Annotated in this window: 18 protein-coding genes; 12 read left to right on the top strand and 6 right to left on the bottom strand. The window is 60.9% G+C overall.

From position 1 onward, the window contains the following. The first annotated feature begins 3 nt into the window (after positions 1-3). From AO388_RS19415 to AO388_RS19395, 5 genes are read left to right on the top strand one after another with little or no spacing between them, the layout of a single operon-like run. Positions 4-1,221 (top strand): glycosyltransferase family 4 protein, encoded by a 1,218-nt coding sequence (locus AO388_RS19415; protein ID WP_003436329.1) that lies wholly within the window; start codon positions 4-6, stop codon positions 1,219-1,221. Further along, a complete protein-coding gene (locus AO388_RS19410; RefSeq protein WP_058416949.1) occupies positions 1,212-2,312 on the top strand; it encodes a glycosyltransferase family 4 protein in 1,101 nt (366 codons plus the stop codon). Before AO388_RS19415 ends, AO388_RS19410 begins: the two co-directional genes overlap by 10 nt. After that, a complete protein-coding gene (locus AO388_RS19405; RefSeq protein WP_058416948.1) occupies positions 2,312-3,727 on the top strand; it encodes an O-antigen ligase family protein in 1,416 nt (471 codons plus the stop codon). Before AO388_RS19410 ends, AO388_RS19405 begins: the two co-directional genes overlap by 1 nt. Beyond that, on the top strand, positions 3,724-4,545 hold the full coding sequence (locus tag AO388_RS19400; protein WP_058416947.1) for an acyltransferase: 822 nt from the start codon (positions 3,724-3,726) through the stop codon (positions 4,543-4,545). Before AO388_RS19405 ends, AO388_RS19400 begins: the two co-directional genes overlap by 4 nt. Positions 4,546-4,560: 15 nt before the next feature. Further along, positions 4,561-5,976 carry a lipid II flippase MurJ gene (locus AO388_RS19395; protein ID WP_058416946.1) on the top strand — a complete coding sequence of 472 codons (1,416 nt, stop codon included), beginning with the start codon at positions 4,561-4,563 and terminating at the stop codon, positions 5,974-5,976. On the opposite strand, the gene AO388_RS19390 is transcribed toward AO388_RS19395, so the two are convergent. Beyond that, positions 5,910-6,863, bottom strand: coding sequence for a LysR family transcriptional regulator (locus tag AO388_RS19390; protein ID WP_058416945.1), 954 nt, complete (start codon positions 6,861-6,863; stop codon positions 5,910-5,912). The genes AO388_RS19395 and AO388_RS19390 overlap by 67 nt on opposite strands. 128 nt (positions 6,864-6,991) lie before the next feature. On the opposite strand from AO388_RS19390, the gene AO388_RS19385 reads away from it, so the two are divergent. The 6 genes from AO388_RS19385 (at position 6,992) to AO388_RS29390 (ending at position 12,414) form a co-directional block, all read left to right on the top strand. Continuing rightward, positions 6,992-8,152: a TDT family transporter gene (locus tag AO388_RS19385; RefSeq protein ID WP_058416944.1), complete on the top strand. Its 1,161-nt coding sequence runs from the start codon at positions 6,992-6,994 to the stop codon at positions 8,150-8,152. 65 nt (positions 8,153-8,217) lie between these two features. Next, positions 8,218-9,150, top strand: coding sequence for a hypothetical protein (locus tag AO388_RS19380; protein ID WP_058416943.1), 933 nt, complete (start codon positions 8,218-8,220; stop codon positions 9,148-9,150). 68 nt (positions 9,151-9,218) lie between these two features. Beyond that, complete coding sequence (locus AO388_RS19375; RefSeq protein ID WP_058416964.1) at positions 9,219-9,563, top strand: DUF7693 family protein; 345 nt, start codon at positions 9,219-9,221, stop codon at positions 9,561-9,563. Positions 9,564-10,077: 514 nt separating this feature from the next. Further along, positions 10,078-11,295 carry an aldose 1-epimerase family protein gene (locus tag AO388_RS19370; protein ID WP_003436312.1) on the top strand — a complete coding sequence of 406 codons (1,218 nt, stop codon included), beginning with the start codon at positions 10,078-10,080 and terminating at the stop codon, positions 11,293-11,295. Positions 11,296-11,460: 165 nt separating this feature from the next. Next, positions 11,461-12,138, top strand: a complete 678-nt coding sequence (locus tag AO388_RS19365) for a type 1 glutamine amidotransferase domain-containing protein (RefSeq protein ID WP_058416942.1) — start codon at positions 11,461-11,463, stop codon at positions 12,136-12,138. 126 nt (positions 12,139-12,264) lie between these two features. Next, entirely contained in the window at positions 12,265-12,414 is a 150-nt protein-coding gene (locus tag AO388_RS29390; RefSeq protein WP_002554136.1) for a hypothetical protein, read from the top strand. Between the two features lie 7 nt (positions 12,415-12,421). Here AO388_RS29390 and AO388_RS19360 read toward each other — a convergent pair whose 3' ends face one another. From AO388_RS19360 to AO388_RS19350, 3 genes are all read right to left on the bottom strand, one after another. After that, the gene (locus tag AO388_RS19360) at positions 12,422-13,357 is read right to left on the bottom strand and encodes a LysR family transcriptional regulator (RefSeq protein WP_058416963.1); all 936 of its coding nucleotides are present in this window, start codon (positions 13,355-13,357) and stop codon (positions 12,422-12,424) included. 77 nt (positions 13,358-13,434) lie between these two features. Beyond that, positions 13,435-14,652 (bottom strand): cyanate transporter, encoded by a 1,218-nt coding sequence (locus AO388_RS19355; RefSeq protein WP_058416941.1) that lies wholly within the window; start codon positions 14,650-14,652, stop codon positions 13,435-13,437. Between the two features lie 113 nt (positions 14,653-14,765). Further along, positions 14,766-15,857, bottom strand: coding sequence for an MBL fold metallo-hydrolase (locus AO388_RS19350; RefSeq protein WP_058416940.1), 1,092 nt, complete (start codon positions 15,855-15,857; stop codon positions 14,766-14,768). Positions 15,858-16,051: 194 nt separating this feature from the next. On the opposite strand from AO388_RS19350, the gene AO388_RS19345 reads away from it, so the two are divergent. Continuing rightward, positions 16,052-16,666, top strand: a complete 615-nt coding sequence (locus AO388_RS19345) for a TetR/AcrR family transcriptional regulator (RefSeq protein WP_058416939.1) — start codon at positions 16,052-16,054, stop codon at positions 16,664-16,666. 26 nt (positions 16,667-16,692) lie between these two features. On the opposite strand, the gene fahA is transcribed toward AO388_RS19345, so the two are convergent. Both fahA and hmgA read right to left on the bottom strand, forming a co-directional pair. Beyond that, positions 16,693-17,988 (bottom strand): fumarylacetoacetase, encoded by a 1,296-nt coding sequence (gene fahA, locus AO388_RS19340; protein WP_058416938.1) that lies wholly within the window; start codon positions 17,986-17,988, stop codon positions 16,693-16,695. After that, on the bottom strand, positions 17,988-19,292 hold the full coding sequence (gene hmgA, locus AO388_RS19335) for a homogentisate 1,2-dioxygenase (RefSeq protein WP_058416937.1): 1,305 nt from the start codon (positions 19,290-19,292) through the stop codon (positions 17,988-17,990). Before hmgA ends, fahA begins: the two co-directional genes overlap by 1 nt. Between the last annotated feature and the right edge of the window lie 18 nt (positions 19,293-19,310).

Raw genomic sequence — 19,310 nt, 5'->3', positions numbered from 1 at the left:
GCCATGCGAATCCTGTGGACGCTCCCCTATCTGCCCTGGCCCACCACCAGTGGCGGCAAAACCCGGGAATACCATTTGCTGCGCAACCTGGCAGCACGTGGTCATCGCATCACGCTGCTGGTGCAGTCCAAGAACCCGCTGGACGACGATGCCCGCGCGGCACTGGAGCCCTGGCTGGAACGCCTGATCGTGATCGATCGACGCCCGTTGCTCAGCTTGCGTACCCTGCTGGCCGTGGCGTTTGCCCCGCCACCGATGCTGGCCAGCGTGAACGGTTACGCACCGCAACTGGAAAAGGCCTTCGAACAGTTGCTGGAGGAAGACTGGGACATTATTCAGCTGCAGCACACTTATGCCTTTCAGCCCTTCGAGCATGCGCTCAAGCGCTCCGGCAAACCTTTCGTGCTGACCGAGCACAATGTCGAATCGGACCTGGGTGCCGCCAGCTATGACCGTCTGCCACGCTGGGCCAATGCCTTCGCGGTCTATGACCGCTGGCGCTACCGGCGCTGGGAAACCCGCGTGTTTCGCCAGACCGGTGAGCTGATCGCGGTCACCGAGGACGATGCCAAGGCGCTTTCGCGTCTCAGCGGCAGGGCGACGTCCTATGTGGTCAACAGTGTCGACTGCGATTACTACGCCAGCGTCCACGCGGACCGTCACAGCCATCGCCTGCTGTTCATCGGCAACTATGAATACGGCCCCAATGTCGACGCCATCGAATGGGCGCTGGACGAGATCATGCCAAAGGTCTGGGCCCTGGCACCCCATGTGCGTTTTGCCATCGGCGGCTTCGGCATGCCGCCCGCCTGGCGCGAGCGCTGGTCTGACCCGCGCATTGAATGGCTGGGTTATGTAGCTGACCTGCGTGCCTTGCAGGCCACTGCCTCGATGTTCTTCGCACCCCTGCGCCAGGGCGGCGGCTCCAAGCTCAAGACCCTGGAAGCCATGGCCGCCGGCCTGCCAGTGGTGACCACCGCACAGGGTGTTTCCGGACTGGCGGTGCGGCATGGCGAACATTACCTGGGCAGCGAGGATGCGTCAGGGCTGGCGACACTGATCGCCGAATACACCGACAAACCACTGCAGCTTGAGCAGATTGGCGAAGCCGGCCGCATTTATGTTCGCGCCCGGCATGACTGGTCCGTTTCCGCCGCTCAGCTGGAAGTGATTTACACCCGCTTTTCGTTCTCCAAGCAAGGATTGCGCTCATGCGTATAGGACTCGACTACCGCGCCGCAGCCGGTTACCCCACCAGCGGCATCGGACGCCAGAACCTGGCACTGGAACGGGCATTCCGTGAACACCCGGACGTGCAATTGCAGCTGTTCGGCGTGGCCCCCTACGATCATCCGGTACGCCGCCTGATGCATGCCCCGCGCTGGGCTGCCCCATTGAATTCAGTTCATCGGCTGCCGGATCGCCTGCGCTTCGAAGGCCAGTTCCTGCCTGCAGCCCTGCGCGATGCCGGCATTCAGATCTACGTGGCCAATATCAACATGGGCCTGCCGCTGGGGCGCAAGCCGGCCGATATGCGTTACGTACTGCAACTGCACGATCTGTTTCAGCTCACGCAGCACAACAGTCACGGTTCGCGACTGAAAGCCAGGATCTACCGGATGACCGACTACCTGTCGATTGCCTGGTCGCTGAAGGTTGCCGACCAGATCTGGGTGCCTTCGCAATTCACTGCAAACGAGGCTGCACGGATGTTCCCCAGGATCAAAGCCAAGCTGCGCGTCATACCGCTGTTGGTGGAAGCCTTCAAGGGTGAGCCGGCCGACATCGCGCAACTGCGCCTGCCGCTGCGTTACTGGCTGTGCGTGGGCACGCGCGAACCACGCAAGAACATCAAATGGTTCGTGGATGCCTGGCAGACCGCGCGCATGCAATTCGTCGATACCCCGGAACTGGTGCTGGTCGGTGGCGATGATCCGCTGACCGAAGCGCAGCGCCAGTTACCGGGTCTGCATGTGCTCAGCGGCCTGAGCGACGCCGAACTGCACGCCGTCTACAAAAATGCCGAACGGCTCTGGCAACCCTCCAAAAGTGAAGGTTTCGGGCTGCCGGTGATTGAAGCACTGAACAGCGGCACACCGGTTGCAGTGGCCTCGGGCTCCTCGCTGGACGAAGTCGCACCGCCCGACAGTCCACGCTTTTCGCCGGTCGACAGCGGTAACCTGATCAGGTTGATGGGGACCCTGTCGCAGGCGCCTGAAGAGGATCCGGCGATTGCCACAGACTGGACGCAGCGCTACCAGTTGAAAGCCTTTTGCGAACGCGTGCACGTGGCGCTGGAGGAATTGCGCTGATGCCACTGGCCTTGCCCTTGGGGCTGCTGTTCAGCCTGCTGTTCGGCGTAATGATCTGGATGCTGCCGGCGCCCTTCGTGGTGGCGGCGGCAATCGGTATCGTGGCGGTTGCCACGATCATCCGCCGGCCGGTACGCGGGCTGCTGCTGTTCTGCCTGATCGGAACCTTCCTGCCCTACTCGACGATTCAGATCGGCATTCGCACTACGGTCTCCGAAGCGCTGATCATGCTGACCTGGGCCAGCTATCTGCTGCATGCAGTCTTTCAGGAACGCCACCGCGTGCCCCATATGCTGCGCCCCGAACGGCTGCTGGTGGCATTGATGCTGTTCAGTGCGTTTCCGTTTCTGGTCGGCCAGTTGACCGTCATCGCCGAGGGCAACGGCCCGATCAACTGGGTCCGCTGGCTGTTCAACCTGTCGATCCTGTTTCTGGTGCCCCGTCTGCTGACCGACCTCAAAACGCTGGAAAACGCAGTCATCGCGCTGCTCGGCGGGACGCTGTTGTTGCTGGTGCTGTCGATCGGTGTCTACGTCACCAAAGGCTCGGCCACTGCAATCATTCCGATCCTCGGCAGCCTGGGCTACAGCGGTGCCGACGTGTTGAGCGAGAGCCTGCTTTCGTTCGCCAGCCGCATGGGTTCGCCGTGGATGCACCCCAACGTGGCGGGGGGTGCGCTGGCGATGCTACTGCCACTCGCCTTCTGCTTCGGCATGACGCGCAGCGGCACGGCCCGCAGGCTGGGCCTTGCGGTGGCGGCCCTTGGCGTGGTCGGCCTGTTGCTGACCGGCTCACGCGGCGCGCTGTTGAGCCTGATCGCAGTGATGCTGCTGATGGCCCGGCGACGCATTCCGCATCTGGGACGGCTGTTGATGGGTGGCATGGTGGCCGGCATTCTTCTGCTGATGTTCTACCCGCCCCTGCAAGACCGGCTGATGGGGCTGTTCAGCAATGACGATGCCAGTACCGCGATTCGCTTCCTGGAATACAGCCATTTCCCCGACGCAGTGGCCACCTTCCCGTTCGGCATCGGTTTCAAGACCGACCCACCGGTGCTGGGCTACACAGAATTCGGCATTTCCAACCTGTGGCTGAACTTCATCTACAAGATCGGCATACCCGGCATGCTGCTGTTCATCGCTATCACCCTCAGTTGGTGGAAGGAAGTGCGTCCCGGAAGCGGCCGGGTCGTGCTGACTCGCGAAAACGCCATTGCGCTGGGCTGCACCACCGGTGTACTGGCTGCGTTGTTCAGCGGTCTGTTCGACCATTACTTCAGCTTCACCAGTGTGCTGGTTGCGTTGTTCTGGCTCTTGCTCGGCATCAGCCTGCACGAAACCAGACGCCTGCGCGCCAGGCCCGACATGACATCCAGACACCTTGACGCCTCACCCGAGCCGGGAGCCTCCTCATGAAACACCGCATGCTGCATTCTCATAATCTCAGAGAGGCACTGCCCGATTACGCGCGCAAGATGGCGGTGCCGCTCGAAGAGCTGGAAGCCGCCTATCAGTGGATGCTGGACAACGAAGTGTGCTTTGAAACGCGGATCAAGGAACGCACCCTGTCGTTCATCTGCTACCTGAATATCGAGACGAGAATCGAACACCCGCTGGCGCGACGCTTCTACAAGCTGCTGGCCAGCGAAACCAAAGGCGCGCTTATTCCGCTGTACGGGATCAACTGGCCGACCCTGCGCGACCGCATGTTGCGGACCTGGGAGCAGGCTTACAACATCCTCATCTGCAAGATCCCCAGCCACACCCTGCGCCTGCTGTGGTTGCGCATCGGCGGCGCGAAGATCGGCAAGGGCTCGACCGTCTGGCGCAATACCGAGGTGCTCGGCGTCGACAGCCTGCGCATAGGCAATGACAGCACGGTGGGCTGGCACTGCCAACTCGACGCACGCGGTGGGCTGGTGATCGGCGATCACGTCACCATCGCTTCACATGTGCTGATCATCGCCGGTGGACACGATCTCAACGAACCCGAATTCTGGGCGGTAGGCGGACCGGTGTTCATCGGCGACTACGCGTGGATCTGCAGCCGCGCGCTGCTCTCGTTCGGCGCCGACATCGGCGAAGGTGCCGTGGTGGGCGGTAACAGCGTGGTCTCCAAACCGGTTCCGCCCTACGCCATCGTCAGTGGCCCGAACGCAGAGATCAAGGGCGAGCGCGCTCGCGGCCTCAAGTACAAGGTGGGCGGCAAAGGCCTGTTCACCTTGTTTCACTGATCAGAAGCACAGACGATGCTGGGTTCGACACTGTGGCTGACACTGGCCACCCTTACTGGTCTGGCTGCCGGATTTGCCCGCGAATGGCTGCTGGTGGCGGCCTGGGGTGCCGGAGGTCAGAGCGACGCGTTTCTGGTTTCGATGTTCCTGCCCGAGGCGCTGCGCATGTCACTGGCCGCGGGCTTGCTCAGCGCCGCTGCCCTGCCCCTTTATCAGCAGCGCAGCGTTGAACGGCAACAGTGCTGGCTGGGAGGCATGGCACCGCGTCTGTTGCTGACCGGGCTGGCAGTGAGCGTCGTTCTGCTGTTGAGCGCAGAGGGACTGGTGCGGCTGATCGGTCCTGGGCTGGACGCCGATGGCTACACGCAGGCTGCCAGTGGCTTGCGCTGGCTGGCATGGTGCGCTCCGGGCTTCATGCTGCATGCGCTGTTTTGCGTACCGCTACAGGCTCGCTCGCGCTTCGTGCTGGCCGGGCTCGGCTCGCTGCTGTTCAACCTGCCGCCGGTCATTTACCTCGCCACGTTCAGCCATGCCTCGACATCGAGCGGGCTGGCCAGCGCGTGCGTATTGGGTAGCGTGCTGATGCCGGGTGTGCTGTTGCCCGCCTTGTATCGTTCGGGCTGGCGGCCCTGGCAGTGGCAATCGGAAGCGGGCGCAATGCGTGAGCTGTTACAGCGTATCGGCCCGCTGCTGAGCAGCAACCTGGCCAGCCAGGGGCTTGCCCTGCTGGAGCGCATGGTGGCTTCGCTGCTCGGCGAAGGCGCGGTGACCTGGGTCAACCTGGCGCGCAAACTGATCAACCTGCCGTTGATTGCCTTGATGAGCCTGAATCAGGTGCTGCTCGGCCTGATGAGCGGCAGTGCCGGCGATCAGCGCCTGTCGTTGCTCAAGCGCGGGCTGGGCAGCGCGACCTTGCTGACCTTGCCGGCAGTGGCCGGCCTGATCGGTGCAGCCGGGGCGCTGGTGGCCCTGCTGCTGCCCAACCAGACCCAGGGCGGGCCGCTGCCGGAACTGCTCGCCTGGTTTGCCGTGCCGCTGATGTTCGGTGCCTGGAATGCCTTGCTGGCGCGTTATGCCTACGCCGCTGGCGACACGCGCCTGCCGCTCAACTGCGAGCTAGTGGGCAGCCTGTGCAATGCACTGCTGCTCGGCGCACTGCCCTTTGCCTTCGGCCTGACCGGCATTGCCCTCGCCGCGCTGGGCGGCGCGCTGGTCACCGGCGTGCTGCTGATGCGTCGCCAGTCGTTGCTGCATGTCTTGCCGTGGCGCAGCCACTGGTTACTGGCCAGCCTGCTGATGGCTATCGCCGCCCTGTTGCTGCATCCATTGCACGACACCTGGCTGCAACTGGGCCTGAGCTGTGTTTACGGCGCGCTGCTGCTGGTCGGGCTGGCGTTGTGGCTCAAGCCATGGCGCAACGTGTCAGCCTGATCGGCAGCCTGGCGGCAGGCCTCCCTGAAGCGCTCCAGGCTCGGCGAGATGAACTTGTCGCGATGCCTGATCATGAAGAACCGGCGATTGAGCGGCGGCAACGGGCTGGCGAGCGTGCGCAACTGCCCGCTCGCCAGCAGGTCGGCGACCACACGACGGGACAGGCAACTGATGCCAATGCCTTGCGCGAGGGTGCGCATGATCGCTTCCGAACTGCCTACCTGACGCATGTCCTGCAAGTCGTGCAAATGCCTGAGCAGCAAGTGTTCGACCTCTTCGCGCGTCCCCGAACCCTGCTCACGCAGCAGCCACTCCGCGCCCTGCAGATCGCCCAGTGACACGTATTCCTGCCCGGCCAGCGGATGGGCGCAGCCGGCGACGATGACCATTTCATCGACCAGCCACGGCTCGGCGATCAACTCCGGCAGATGACAGGGTGCCTCGATGAGCCCCATGTCTATTTCAAACTGCGCAACCTTGCGCGCGATCAGCGCGCTGTTGCCGATGTCCACATCGATTCGCAGTTGAGGCGTCGAGCTGCGCAATGCTCCGACGATCTGTGGCACGACGTAATTGCCGATGGTGCTGCTACTGCCGATGCGCAGCCGAGCCTTCAACGCCGCGTCGGGCAATAGAAAGCTGTCCTCGATCTGCTGGGCGTTTTCCAGCATTTTCATGGCACGCGGCAGCAACGTCTGGCCGCTGTCATTCAGAACCAGGCGTTTGCCAACCCGGTCGAACAAACGCGTACCCAGCGCGCTTTCAAGCTCGTTTAATGCTGCGCTGGTGGCTGATTGGGACAGTGCTAGAGCGTTGCCTGCGCTGGTGGTGCTGCCACAGCGGGTGATCGCGCAAAAAATCTGTAATTGCCGCAGGTTGATTCTCAAGGCCGTCTCTCTCGCCGGGTAGACCTACCTGAAAAACAGGTAACAATGAGAGAGATTACCCGTTTAGAAGATTGACTGTCGATCCGTAGACTGATGGCACATCCCGAAATCACCCGCAGGAGACTGCCATGAGCAGACTCGCAATCCTCATCAAGGGCAACGCCCCCTTCACAGCGCTGAGCAGCCCGCTGGAGGCGATTCGGCAATTCACCCCCAACTGGTTCGCCGTGACCATGGGCACCGGCATTCTGTCGCTGGCGCTGGCGCAACTGCCGGGTAGCCCTGCCCCGCTGCGTGCGCTGGGCGAAGCGCTGTGGTTCCTGAACATCGCCCTGTTCACGCTGTTCAGCGTGATGTACGCCAGCCGCTGGTTGCTGTTTTTCGATGAGGCGCGTCAGGTCTTCGGGCACTCCACCGTGTCGATGTTCTTCGGCACCATTCCCATGGGCCTGGCCACCCTCATCAATGGCCTGCTGGTGTTCGGCCCGGCGCGCTGGGGCAGTGCCATTGTTCCGGTTGCCGAAGCCTTGTGGTGGCTGGACGTGGCGATGGCCTTGGCGTGTGGGGTGCTGATCCCTTTCATGATGTTCACCCGTCAGGAGCACAGCATCGAGAAGATGACTGCTGTCTGGCTGTTACCGGTGGTGGCGGCCGAAGTTGCAGCGGCCTGTGGGGGATCGCTGACAACGCATCTTGCGACCGCTGACTCGCAGTTCACCGTGCTGATCACCAGCTACGTACTGTGGGCCTACTCGGTGCCCGTGGCGTTGAGCATTCTGGTGATTCTGCTGTTGCGCCTGGCGTTGCACAAACTGCCCCACGAAAGCATGGCCGCCTCCAGCTGGCTGGCACTCGGGCCCATCGGTACAGGCGCACTGGGCATGCTGGTGATGGGCAGCGACGCCCCGGCCATCTTCGCCGCCCACGGCCTCGCATCCATCGGCACGGTAGCAGCAGGCATCGGTGTGGTGGTCGGTATGCTGTTCTGGGGGCTGGGTCTGTGGTGGATGGCGCTGGCCGTGCTGATTACGGCGCGCTACGTGAAACAGGGCATCGGCTTCAACATGGGCTGGTGGGCGTTCACCTTCCCGCTCGGCGTGTATGCAGTGGCGACGCTCAAACTCGGCGCTACCCTGCATCTGGGCTTCTTCGATGTGTTTGGCACGTGGCTCGTTGCGCTGCTGGCACTGATGTGGTCGGTCGTGGCGGTACGTACTCTGGCCGGCGCCTACCGGGGTTACCTGTTCGTCTCGCCGTGCATTGCGGCACAAGAAGGTGTCCGCCGGTAACTTTCCTTGAACTTACTTCTACGACGAGACGCCTGAGAGAAATATCTTCATGACAGAGAGCTCTCATGCCTGACTCAGCAGTGTCCGCCAGCCATTTTTCCGGCAACCATGCCGCTCGCGATGAAAACATCGTCATCAACTCCTACACCACCGTACTGCGCAAGACGGGTGTTCCCCATGAACTGTTCGCGACCTACTGGCGCGACGTTCATGGCCCGCTGTGCGCCAGGCTTGAGGGCCTGGGATGGTATGTTCAGCATCACTTGACGCGCGAAAAGGACGGCCACCTGTGGCCGGTCATCGAGGGCGTCACGGCCTTGCCAGGCTACGTGCTGGATGGTGGTGTGGAGATCGGCTTTCTGTCCGCCGAAGCGCAGAAACAATTCAAGGATGCCAGCGCCCTGCTGTTCTCCGACGAGCAGAATATGTTCGAAGAAACCATCGCCTACGACGTACCGGATGGCTCCAGCACCCTGGTGGATCGCCTGCCTGACCCGATCCCCAACGAAACCGCCACACTGGACAAGATGCATCTGCACTTTCATCTCGCCAGCGATGATCTGCCCGCAGCCCGCAAAGCCATTGAGCAGCTCGCCCGTGACATGGCCGGCTCCGAGGCTGTGCTGAAACTGCGCCTGCACCTTGCGCAACCCTACGATAACGCCAAGCCTGCGCCGCCTGCGCCGGACGTTAATCATGAGGTCGAAGAGTCGCGCCTGAATATCGTCATGATGGAGTTGGTATTCGAATCGGCCTGGACGCGCAGAACCTATTACGCCAGCGAGCATTTCAAGACGATCACCCAAGGCATCAGCCAGCATGTTCGCTACATCACGCCGTTCGGTGTCAGCGGCGTCTACACCTACGTGCGCGATGCGCTGATGACCACTGCAGGTGTGCGCGGCAGCAGGCAGGCCGAACTGATCCGTCAGTTGGGTGCGATCAACCAGACCCGGCCCGAGATCGAAAGCCTGTTTGGTGCGCCGTCGACGTTTTGAAGCGTCTGCTTTAACCGGCACGATTCGGAATCGTGCTTTACTCAGCAAAATGGATTTGAGTGACGCCTGTGAAAGCTCTGACGACTCGTGAGGTGTATCAGCAACTGCGGGATGCTGCGATGGGTACTCGGTCGCTGAAGCTTATCGGCACATCCTCCGGCTTCGGGCTGCAACAGGTCGAGATTGACGGCTGGTTGCTCACGCTGGAAGTCACCGAGGGCAGCCCGACCCGCTGTCGGGCATGTCGCTGTCCGCTGGGTCGGGAAGGCTCGTTCGAAAGCTGGCTGCGCACTGATCCGGTGAGTTTGCTCAGCGGTTGGGAGCATGCGCAGATCGAGAGGTTGCTGGGTGAGGCGGCAGCCGAGCGGCTTGGGCTCGATCAGGTTCGGGGGCAGTCATCTGAATCTCGATGACCGGTGATTAACGTGCCTGGCTATACTCGGCGAGGCACCTCTCGTTCCTCATCGTCCGCGCTCATCGTTATACACAAATCTGCTTTTGATGCTGGCCGGAGGCCGTGGGAGCAAACTTGTTCACGAAGGGGGCTGTGGTATCAGGTGGATTCAGGTTCGACTCGGATTCTCGTTACTCACGCTCCGCGTGGGAATGCAGTTCGTGACGCTCTGCGTCACACAGCAGTTTTTCTTTGTCAGGTGGATTGAGGTTTGACTCAGGTCACCTTTTCGCCCCTCGGCGACTCACTTTGAGGGACCAACATGAGCAACGTCCCCGCTCCTGCTTGCGGCCCGACTTCGTTGGGTTCCTTTGCCCTGTCACTGACGTCGCACCCTGCGTCGTCAGTGCCATCGTGGTTAAAAGCGCTGTGCCTGGACTCTGCCCATTGCTGAATCGTTTAACTCGGCGTTAAATAGCTGTTCAGACGGTATGCAACACCATAATTCCAATAATTACAGAAGGACCATCACCATGAAATCCCTTCCTCTGCTCGTAGGCCTCGGCGCTCTTACAGCCGCTTCCAGTGTGTTTGCCTGGGATTATGTGCTGCTCGACACCGACAAGGCTGCGCAGAATCAGCAGATCACCAGTCAGCAGCTGGGCGTCAAGACCGACAAGCCGTTCACTGTCACGATGCGTACGCTGCATGGCGGTCGTCAGGAAGGCGTGAGCATTATCGATATCGATAATGGCACGATGAAGCTGTCAGTCGTCCCGACCCGTGGCATGAACGTGCTGCAGGCATCAGTCGGCGATGTGCGCATGGGCTGGGATTCTCCGGTCAAGGACGTGGTCAATCCGGCCTTCATCGAGCTCAATGGCCGCGGCGGCCTGGGCTGGCTGGAAGGTTTCAACGAGTTAGTGACCCGCTGCGGCTATGAGTGGGTGGGCCACCCGGGCATGGACAACGGCGAGCTGCTGACCTTGCACGGCCGTGCGGCCAACATTCCGGCGAGCAAGGTGACACTGCAGATCGACGAAAAACCGCCCTACGCGATCCGCCTCAAGGGTGAATTGAAGGAGCAGGCGTTCAAGAAGGTCGACTTCTCGGTGCAGACCGAACTGGTCACCGAGCCAGGCAGCACGAGCTTTTCGCTCAACGATACGCTGACCAACAATGGCGACTATCCGAAAGAATACCAGGCGCTGTACCACAGCAACTTCAGCACGCCGTTCCTCGAGCAGGGGGCGCGTTTCGAAGCGCCGGTCAAGCAGGTCTCGCCGTTCAATGAAAAAGCCAAGGGTGACCTGGGCGACTGGCAGACCTACCGCGCACCGACGCCGGATTACGACGAGACGGTCTACAACATCGTGCCCTACGGCGATGCCAAGGGTGACACGCTGACCGTGCTGCACAACAAGGCTGGCAGCCTGGGCGTGTCGGTCGGTTTCAATACCAAGCAGTTGCCGGTGTTCTCGCTGTGGAAAAACACCGACACCAAAGGCCAGGGCTACGTCACCGGACTGGAACCGGGGACCAGCTTCTCCTACAACCGCCGCTTCCAGCGCCCGCTGAATCTGGTGCCAACCATTGCGCCGAAAGAGCAACGCCAGTTCCAGATCAGCTACAGTCTGCTGGCTGACAAAGGTGCTGTCGACAAAGCCCTTGGGCAGGTCAAGCACATTCAGGACGGTCGCGAGACCGAAGTGCGCAAAGAACCGCTGGTGGATCTGACCAAGGAGCAATGATCCTCATCCGACGTTTTTAAACGCAGCGGTGAAACAGGGCCGGATGTCGACGCACGTCATTGTGTCGACATCCGGCCCTGCTCGTTCCGGTGGTAAAAAATTCTCACAACACTTGAGGTTTTTGCCTGTCTACACCCTCTCACCCCTTCGAAGACGAGCATGCACATGAAAATCCTGATGGTTTTGACATCCCATGACCAACTGGGCGACACCGGCAAGAAAACCGGTTTCTGGCTCGAAGAGTTCGTCGCGCCGTATTACGCGTTCAAAGAGGCCGGTGCCGACGTTACGCTGGTCTCTCCGAAAGGCGGTCAACCACCGCTGGACCCGAAAAGCGATGAGCCTGACGCTCAGACCGACGACACCAAGCGCTTCTCCAGAGATGCCGATGCGCAAAAAGCGCTCGCCAATACGGGCCTTCTGTCTGGCGTCAATGCGGCCGATTTCGATGCCGTGTTCTACCCGGGCGGTCACGGCCCGCTGTGGGACCTGGCTGAAGACAAGGACTCCATCGCGCTGATCGAGGCCTTTGCCAAGGCAGACAAGCCACACGGGATGGTCTGCCACGCACCTGGCGTATTGCGTCACGTAAAGTCGCCGGACGGCCAGCCGCTGGTCAAGGACCGCCGTGTCACAGGCTTCACCAACAGTGAAGAAGAAGCGGTCGGCCTGACCAATGTCGTGCCTTTTCTGGTCGAAGACACGCTCAAGCAACTGGGCGGTGACTATTCCAAGGGCGACGACTGGGGCGTCTACGTGCTGACCGATGGCAAGCTGGTAACTGGCCAGAACCCGGCCAGTTCTGCGCAGGCGGCCAAAGACTTGATCACTCTGTTGAGCTGATTGATGTGCGCGGTTCAGCGTCCGACGCTAACAGCACCGGGCAATGAACCGCGCGTCATTTAAATCGAATCTTGCACCCGCCACACTGACCAATAACCACACCCCCCGACAAAAAGGAATACGGTCATGGCAGATGAATCCAAACGCGAAGACCTCGATCACAAACCGGAAAACGCCGGCAAGGTGGGCGAGAAGAACAAACAGCTCAATCAGCAGGGCGAACAGGCCCGACCTGCCACCTCACCCGACCCGCAGAAAGACAAGTCAGGCAACTGACAACCCGTCAGAGCAAGCCGCGTTCGGCACACACCTTCACGACTTGTTCACGCAGCCAGCCGCTGGCTTCGTCTCGATCCGCCTGGGCGCTCCACAGCATGTCCAGGCTGAAGCCAGGCAGGTCAGGTGGCAGTTCGAATACGGAAATCCACGGTTCATTGCCCAGCAGCGTCTGAATACGCCTTGGCAGAACCAGCATGAAATCGGTGCCTTCCAGCAATTGCAAGGCCGCCCGATAGCTGTTGGCCCGCGCGACAATGTTGCGCTCCAGACCCTGTCGCTGCAGCCAGCCATCCACCATGTTGGTGTCGGACGTCCACGGCGTCGGGTAGACATGACGATGCAGGACGAAGGTTTGAGTGTCGATCAGGGCGCTGAGCGGCGCGAACCTGGAGTCCATGACGCAAACCAGATCATCCTCCATCAACACCTGCGAAATCAGACTGTCCGGGACTCGGTGAAAGCCAGGCCCGAAGCACAGGGCGAGGTCAAAACGACCGTCGTTCAACTGCTCGGCAGGCAACTGCTTCTCAAGTTTTTGCACATTGACCGTCACCGAGAAACCAGCGGCAGCGAAGTCACGCATCAAATGCGGCAATACCAGCAGCTCGAAATACTCCGGCGCACAGACCGTGAAGGTCGTTTGTGTGCGAGTCGGGTCGAACAGATCGAGGCCGTCATGGCACAGATTGACCGAGCGGAGAATCTGCTGCACATGGTCGTGCATGGCCAATGCCTTGCGGGTCGGGCGCATGCCGTTGCGGGTGCAGATGAAAAGGTCGTCCTCGAAGTTCGCCCGCAGCTTTTTCAGGCAGTAACTGACCGTCGACTGGCTGACATGCAACGCTTCCGCGACCAGGGTCAGGTTGCGCTGCTCATACACCGAGACAAAGACCATCAGGTCCTGCATGTCCAGCTTTCTCAGGGCATTACTGTTAAGCATCAAGGTATCTCGCTGGCGCTGTGACCAGGCGGTCAGGTCAACGCGCACAAGATAGCATCAAAATGCGATCATGCCGCCTATCTGCCAGTGATGACAGGTTCGCCGAGTGCGTCGCGCAGATGATCAGCATAACGCCGGGGGTCAAGTCGCACCACCATCAACAGCATGATCGCGACCAACGCCATCAGTGAACACCATGCACCCGCAAAGCTGCCCGTCAGGTCACGAATCACTCCGGCAAGCAGCGGCGACAGGCTGGCGATCAGATAACCCACGCCCTGCACGAATGCCGTCAGGCTGCCCGCCTGCTGTGGGTCATCGAAATGATCCATGGACACGATCAGGCTCATCGGAAAAAGACCGCCAATCCCCAATCCCAGCAGGCATGCCCACAGCAGTCCCAACTGCTGCGGCATCAGAACCAGCCCGGCAAAGCCGGTCATCATCAACAGCAGCAGCACAACCAGCGCCACGCGCTTATCGCGACTGCGGTTGGCCAGAACCGGCACCAGCAGACCCGATACGACCTCCATCAGGGTCAGAAAACCCAGCAGCAGCCCTGCACTCTGCTCACTCCAGCCGTTCTCCAAATAATACGGGGCCAGCCAGGCCAACACGCAGGTATAGGACGCAGTGCCGAGGCCGAAGAAAACTCCCAGCATCCAGGCCCGAGGCGTGTGGAAGAAAGTCTGCCGGAGCCCTGCAGTGGTTGACGCATCGGAGCGCAATACGCGCCGCTGGGCAAACCAGAAGCACATTGCCAGAAGAGCCAGTAGTGACCAGACCGCCAGGCCGAAGCGCCAACTGCCACTGCTACCCATCACCACGGGGCTGAATGAAGCGGCCAGCGCGGCCCCGCCCATAATCGCAGTCACATACAAGCCCATGCACAAGGAGACGTTGGCTTTGAAGCGCGATTTGATCAACGCGGGCATCAGCGCCTGAATCAAGGCAATACCCAGCCCCGCCAACACAGCGCTGAAAATCAGTTCGGCAGCAGAATCCAGAAACAGACGCGCCAGGGTTGCCAGACCGATAAGCGCCAGTGAAAGCATGATGCTGCGATACGACCCCAGGTAGCGAGCGATGCCCATGCCGAAAAACATTGCCAGTCCCATGGCCATGACCGGCAGCATGGTCAGCAACGACGCCGTCCCGAAACCCAGTGGGACGTCCAGCCGAATCGCCACCAACAATGGACCGACAGCGGCCATCGACGGACGCAAGTTGAGCGCCACCAGTATGACACTGATCATTAACCCCATATTCTGAACCACCGAGCCACGCATCTGCATACCTTCACCCTCCCTGTCGAGGGTCACGATTAGGCCGGGCGTGTGCTCAGGTGACAAATCAAAATCTGGGCCCTGTTATTTAAAAATCAGTTCATCGTTACCAGAGTTGGTTTTCAGGCGTTCTGACGACGGCAGTTGCAGGGTTCTGCGCCCTCCGTCTGTGCGGTTTCAGACTCAACCACCTCCTCCACGCCCAACCACCAGGTCAGACCCCGACACGGGTACTGCACATAAAACGGCTGGCCCATCATCGGCGTGGTGATCGAGACATTCTGCTCCCAGGCCAGGGCCAGAATGCGATCGAACGGCTCGTGCCAGGCATGCATCGACAGGTCGAAGGTGCCGTTGTGGATCGGCAGCAACCAGCGACCGCGCAGGTCCAGATGCGCCTGCAGCGTCTGCTCGGGCTGCATGTGCACATCAGGCCACTCGACGTTGTAGGCGCCGGTTTCCATCAGGGTCAGGTCAAACGGCCCATATTGATCGCCGATGGTCTTGAAGCCATCGAAGTAACCGCTGTCGCCACTGAAGAAAATCCGCTGATCGCCATCGATCATCACCCAGGACGCCCACAGCGTGCGGTTGCTGTCGAGCAGCGTACGCCCCGAGAAATGCTGCGAAGGCGTGGCGACGAACTCGATGCCCGCCACTTCGGTGGACTGCCACCAGTCCAGCTGACGCACCTTGTGCGCAGGCACGCCCCATTCGATCAACGTATCACCCACGCCAAGCGGTGCCAGAAAGTGCTCGGTCTTGTCGGTCAGCGCCTTGATAGCCATACGATCCAGGTGGTCGTAATGGTTGTGCGAAAGAATCACCGCCTTGATCGGCGGCAACTCTTCGAGGCTGATCGGCGGCTGATGAAAGCGCTGCGGGCCCGCCCACTGCACGGGCGAGGCACGTTCGGCAAACACGGGGTCGGTAAGCCAGAACTGATCGCGCAGTTTGAGCAGAACGGTCGAATGCCCCAGGCGATACACCGTGTTGTTCGGTGCCGCCAGCAATTGCTGACGCGACAGCGGCTGTACCGGAATTTCGCCTGCCGGGCGTGTGTCCTTGGGTTTGTTGAACGCCTGATCCCAGAAAATACCGAGCGTGCGAAGCAGACTCGACGGCTTCATGGTGGCGTGATTGCGGTATCTCCCTTCGTGACGGGACAAGACAGGCAGTGTAGAAGAGTCCTTTTTCTGATGTGTCGAGGCCATGGTTCGCTGACTCCTGGGGGCAGGTTGAGGCTCCAGCCGTGCATACTTCGTACGTGATCCTATTGCAGGATGTCCGAGGGAAAATATGTAACAGTGTTTTACACTACACGGTGTAGTTTTAAGCTTGCATGATCCTCGGCGACAAGTAAACTGCTGAGTGTAATTTTCTCTAAACGCACGTTTGAAGCGAACCTATGACCGAACCCATGCGCCTCACCGATCAGAAACGCGAATCCATCGTCCAGGCGGCTATCGCCGAATTCGGCGATCGTGGCTTCGAGATCACCAGCATGGACCGGATCGCCGCGCGGGCCGAGGTTTCCAAACGTACGGTGTATAACCACTTCCCCAGCAAGGAAGAACTGTTCGCCGAGATGCTGCAGCGCCTCTGGAGCTGCGCCCCGCCGCAGGCCGAAGTGGTTTTTCATCCGCAGATCGGCTTGCGCGAGCAGTTACGGGAATTGCTCTGGGGCAAGATGCGCAACCTGACCAACAGCCATTTTCTCGACCTGGCCCGCGTGGTGGTCGGCGCGACCATTCACTCCCCCGAGCGGGCTCAGGTGTGGATGGCGCGTATCAATGAACGAGAAGAAACCTTCAGTGCCTGGATTCGCGCCGCGCAGAAGGACGGCCGTCTGAAACCGGTCGACCCGGCCTTTGCCGCGACGCAGATGCATGCATTGCTCAAGTCGTTCGCGTTCTGGCCGCAGGTAACGTTCGGTGCGGCCTTGCTTACCCCCGAGGAGCAGCACACGGTGGTCGAATCGACGCTGGACATGTTTCTTGGCTGGTACGAAATAACCCGCTGACGTTGCAGGAGCCGAGCACGGTATTCTCAGTCGAGCACAACGCCCCGACACTCACCAAAGCCAATCGAGGCATACCCTTCACGATGACAACGGGCACGCAGAAGAACCTCGTCGCCACTTTGCAGGAACATCCGTACTTCGCCGTTGGGTAGGGTCACCGGTTGTTTGCCGCCAGCGGTCATCTCCAGCAGGCTGCCGTACTGACCTTCTCCGGGACCGGACAACGTACCGGTGCCGAGCAGGTCACCCGGCTGCAACCTGCAGCCGTTGACGCTGTGATGCGCGACCATCTGCGCCACTGTCCAGTACATGTTCAGCGAGTTGCTCAGACCCAGCCGGTGAGGCGCCAGCCCGTCGGCTTTCATCCGTGCAGTCAGCAGCAGCACTTCCAGCTCGATATCCAGCGCCCCACCCTGCTGATCGTGGTCATCCAGCAGATAGGCCAACGGTTGCGGATCGCCGTCCGGACGCGGCGGTTGGGCGCGACGAAACGGTTCAAGGGCTTCGGCAGTCACCACCCAGGGCGAAATCGTGGTGGCGAAGCTCTTCGACAGAAATGGCCCCAGTGGCTGGTATTCCCATGCCTGTATGTCACGCGCCGACCAGTCGTTGAGCAGGCAGAACCCGGCAATGTGCTCGGCGGCCCGATCAATCCCGATGGCCTCGCCCTGGACATTTCCCGGCCCGATCCAGACCCCCAGTTCCAGTTCGTAATCGAGGCGTTGGCAGGGACCGAAAACGGGCGACTCCTGACCTGCCGCCAGGGTTTGTCCGCTGGGGCGCCGCACAGCCGTACCCGAGGGACACAAGGTCGACGCTCTGCCGTGATAGCCGATCGGCACGTATTTGTAGTTGGGCAGCAGCGGGTTGTCCGGGCGGAACAGCTTGCCAACATTCAGCGCATGATGAATACCGACGTAGAAGTCCGAGTAATCACCTACCCGAGCGGGCATGTGCAACGTGCACTCGCTCATCGGCAGCAACAAACCGGCCATACCCTGCAGCCTGTCGCGCTGCGGGCTGTCTTCATCGAGCAACTGCAACAAGGCGGTGCGCAATGCCTGACGCGCTGCGGCACCCAGCGCAAGAAAATCATTGAGCTGGTCGCGGCTGGCAACGTCGGCAACGTCGGCGGCCTGTCCCTGAAACACCCCGGATTCTGTTGCCGCGTGCAGATCGAAAATCCTGTCGCCTATCGCCACTCCGCCACGCGGGCCGGTCTGGCCGTGACTGAACACGCCCAATGGCAGGTTCTGCAAAGGGAAATCGGCATGCCCGTTGGCAGATTCGACCCAGCTACGACGCTTGAACGCGGTATTCATCAGCGTGGCTCCCTGGTAAACGTTCTGGCCATGTCCTTCCAGCAGGCATCGTAATCGGTTTGCAGTTGCGGGCAGTCGAGCGCGTGACGACTGGGGCGCAAGACCTTGCCGGTCTCAAACATGAAGGCCATGGTGTTGTCGATCCTGTGCGGTTTCAGCTCGGCGGCAATAGCCTTTTCGGCGGTGACATTATCGGGGCCGTGCGCGCTCATACAGTTGTGCAGCGAAGCGCCACCGGGCATGAAGCCTTCGGCCTTGGCATCGTACGCGCCGTCGATCAGGCCCATGAACTCGTTCATCAGGTTTCGGTGGAACCACGGCGGGCGGAAGGTGTTTTCCGCCACCATCCAGCGCGGCGGAAAGATCACGAAATCGATATTGGCCTGACCGTGAATAGCTCCCGGTGAGGTCAGCACGGTGAAAATCGACGGGTCCGGATGATCGTAGCTGACCGTACCGAGGGTGTTGAAACGCCGCAGATCATACTTGTACGGAACGTTATTGCCGTGCCAGCCGACCACGTCAAACGGTGAGTGCTCCAGTTGCGTCGACCACAGCTCACCGAGGAACTTCTGCACCAGTTGCATTGGCTGGCGACTGTCTTCGAACCAGGCGACCGGGGTCAGAAAATCACGTGCGTTGGCCAGCCCGTTGCTGCCGATCGGACCCAGTTCCGGGAGGCGCAGGGCGCAGCCGTGATTCTCGCAGAGGTATCCGCGGGCGCTGCTATCGAGCAGGTGCACGCTGAACTTCAAACCTCGCGGCAGGACGGCGATTTCCAGGGGTTCGATGTCCAGCAGGCCCAATTCGGTGACGACTCTGAGCCGGCCCTGCTGGGGCACCACCAGCCATTCGCCATCCGCGCTAAAGAAAGCTCGCTGCATGGAGATGTTGGCGGTGTACAGGTAAACGCTGACGCCCTCGGCCTGCTCCGCCGCCGAGGTGCTGGCGAGAGGGATGAGGCCGTCGATGAAATCGGTCGGCTCTGTCGGGATATCGAAGGCATTCCAGCGCAACCGGTTGGGGTTGATCGGCCCCTGCTCCCGACCGGCGATCTGCAGATCCATGCGCTGGTAACGCGGATGGGCTGCCGATGGGCTGATCCGATACAGCCAGGTACGTCGGGCTTCGCTGCGCGCAACCGTGAAAGCGGTGCCCGAGAACTGCTCGGCATACAGGCCCAGCGGATGCTTCTGCGGCGAGTTCTGACCAATCGGCAAGGCACCAGGCAGCGCCTCGCTGCTGAACTGGTTGCCAAAGCCCGACTGATAAAGCAGTGCGTCGGAACTGGAGTGGATAGCCATCTGGACCTCTTGTTGTTG

The organism is Pseudomonas sp. ICMP 10191, from assembly GCF_001467335.1.
In the GTDB taxonomy this organism is placed as follows: Bacteria; Pseudomonadota; Gammaproteobacteria; order Pseudomonadales; family Pseudomonadaceae; genus Aquipseudomonas; species Aquipseudomonas cerasi.
The sequence above is the reverse complement of the archived record's forward strand: the minus strand, read 5'-3'. Positions and strand labels throughout refer to the sequence as shown.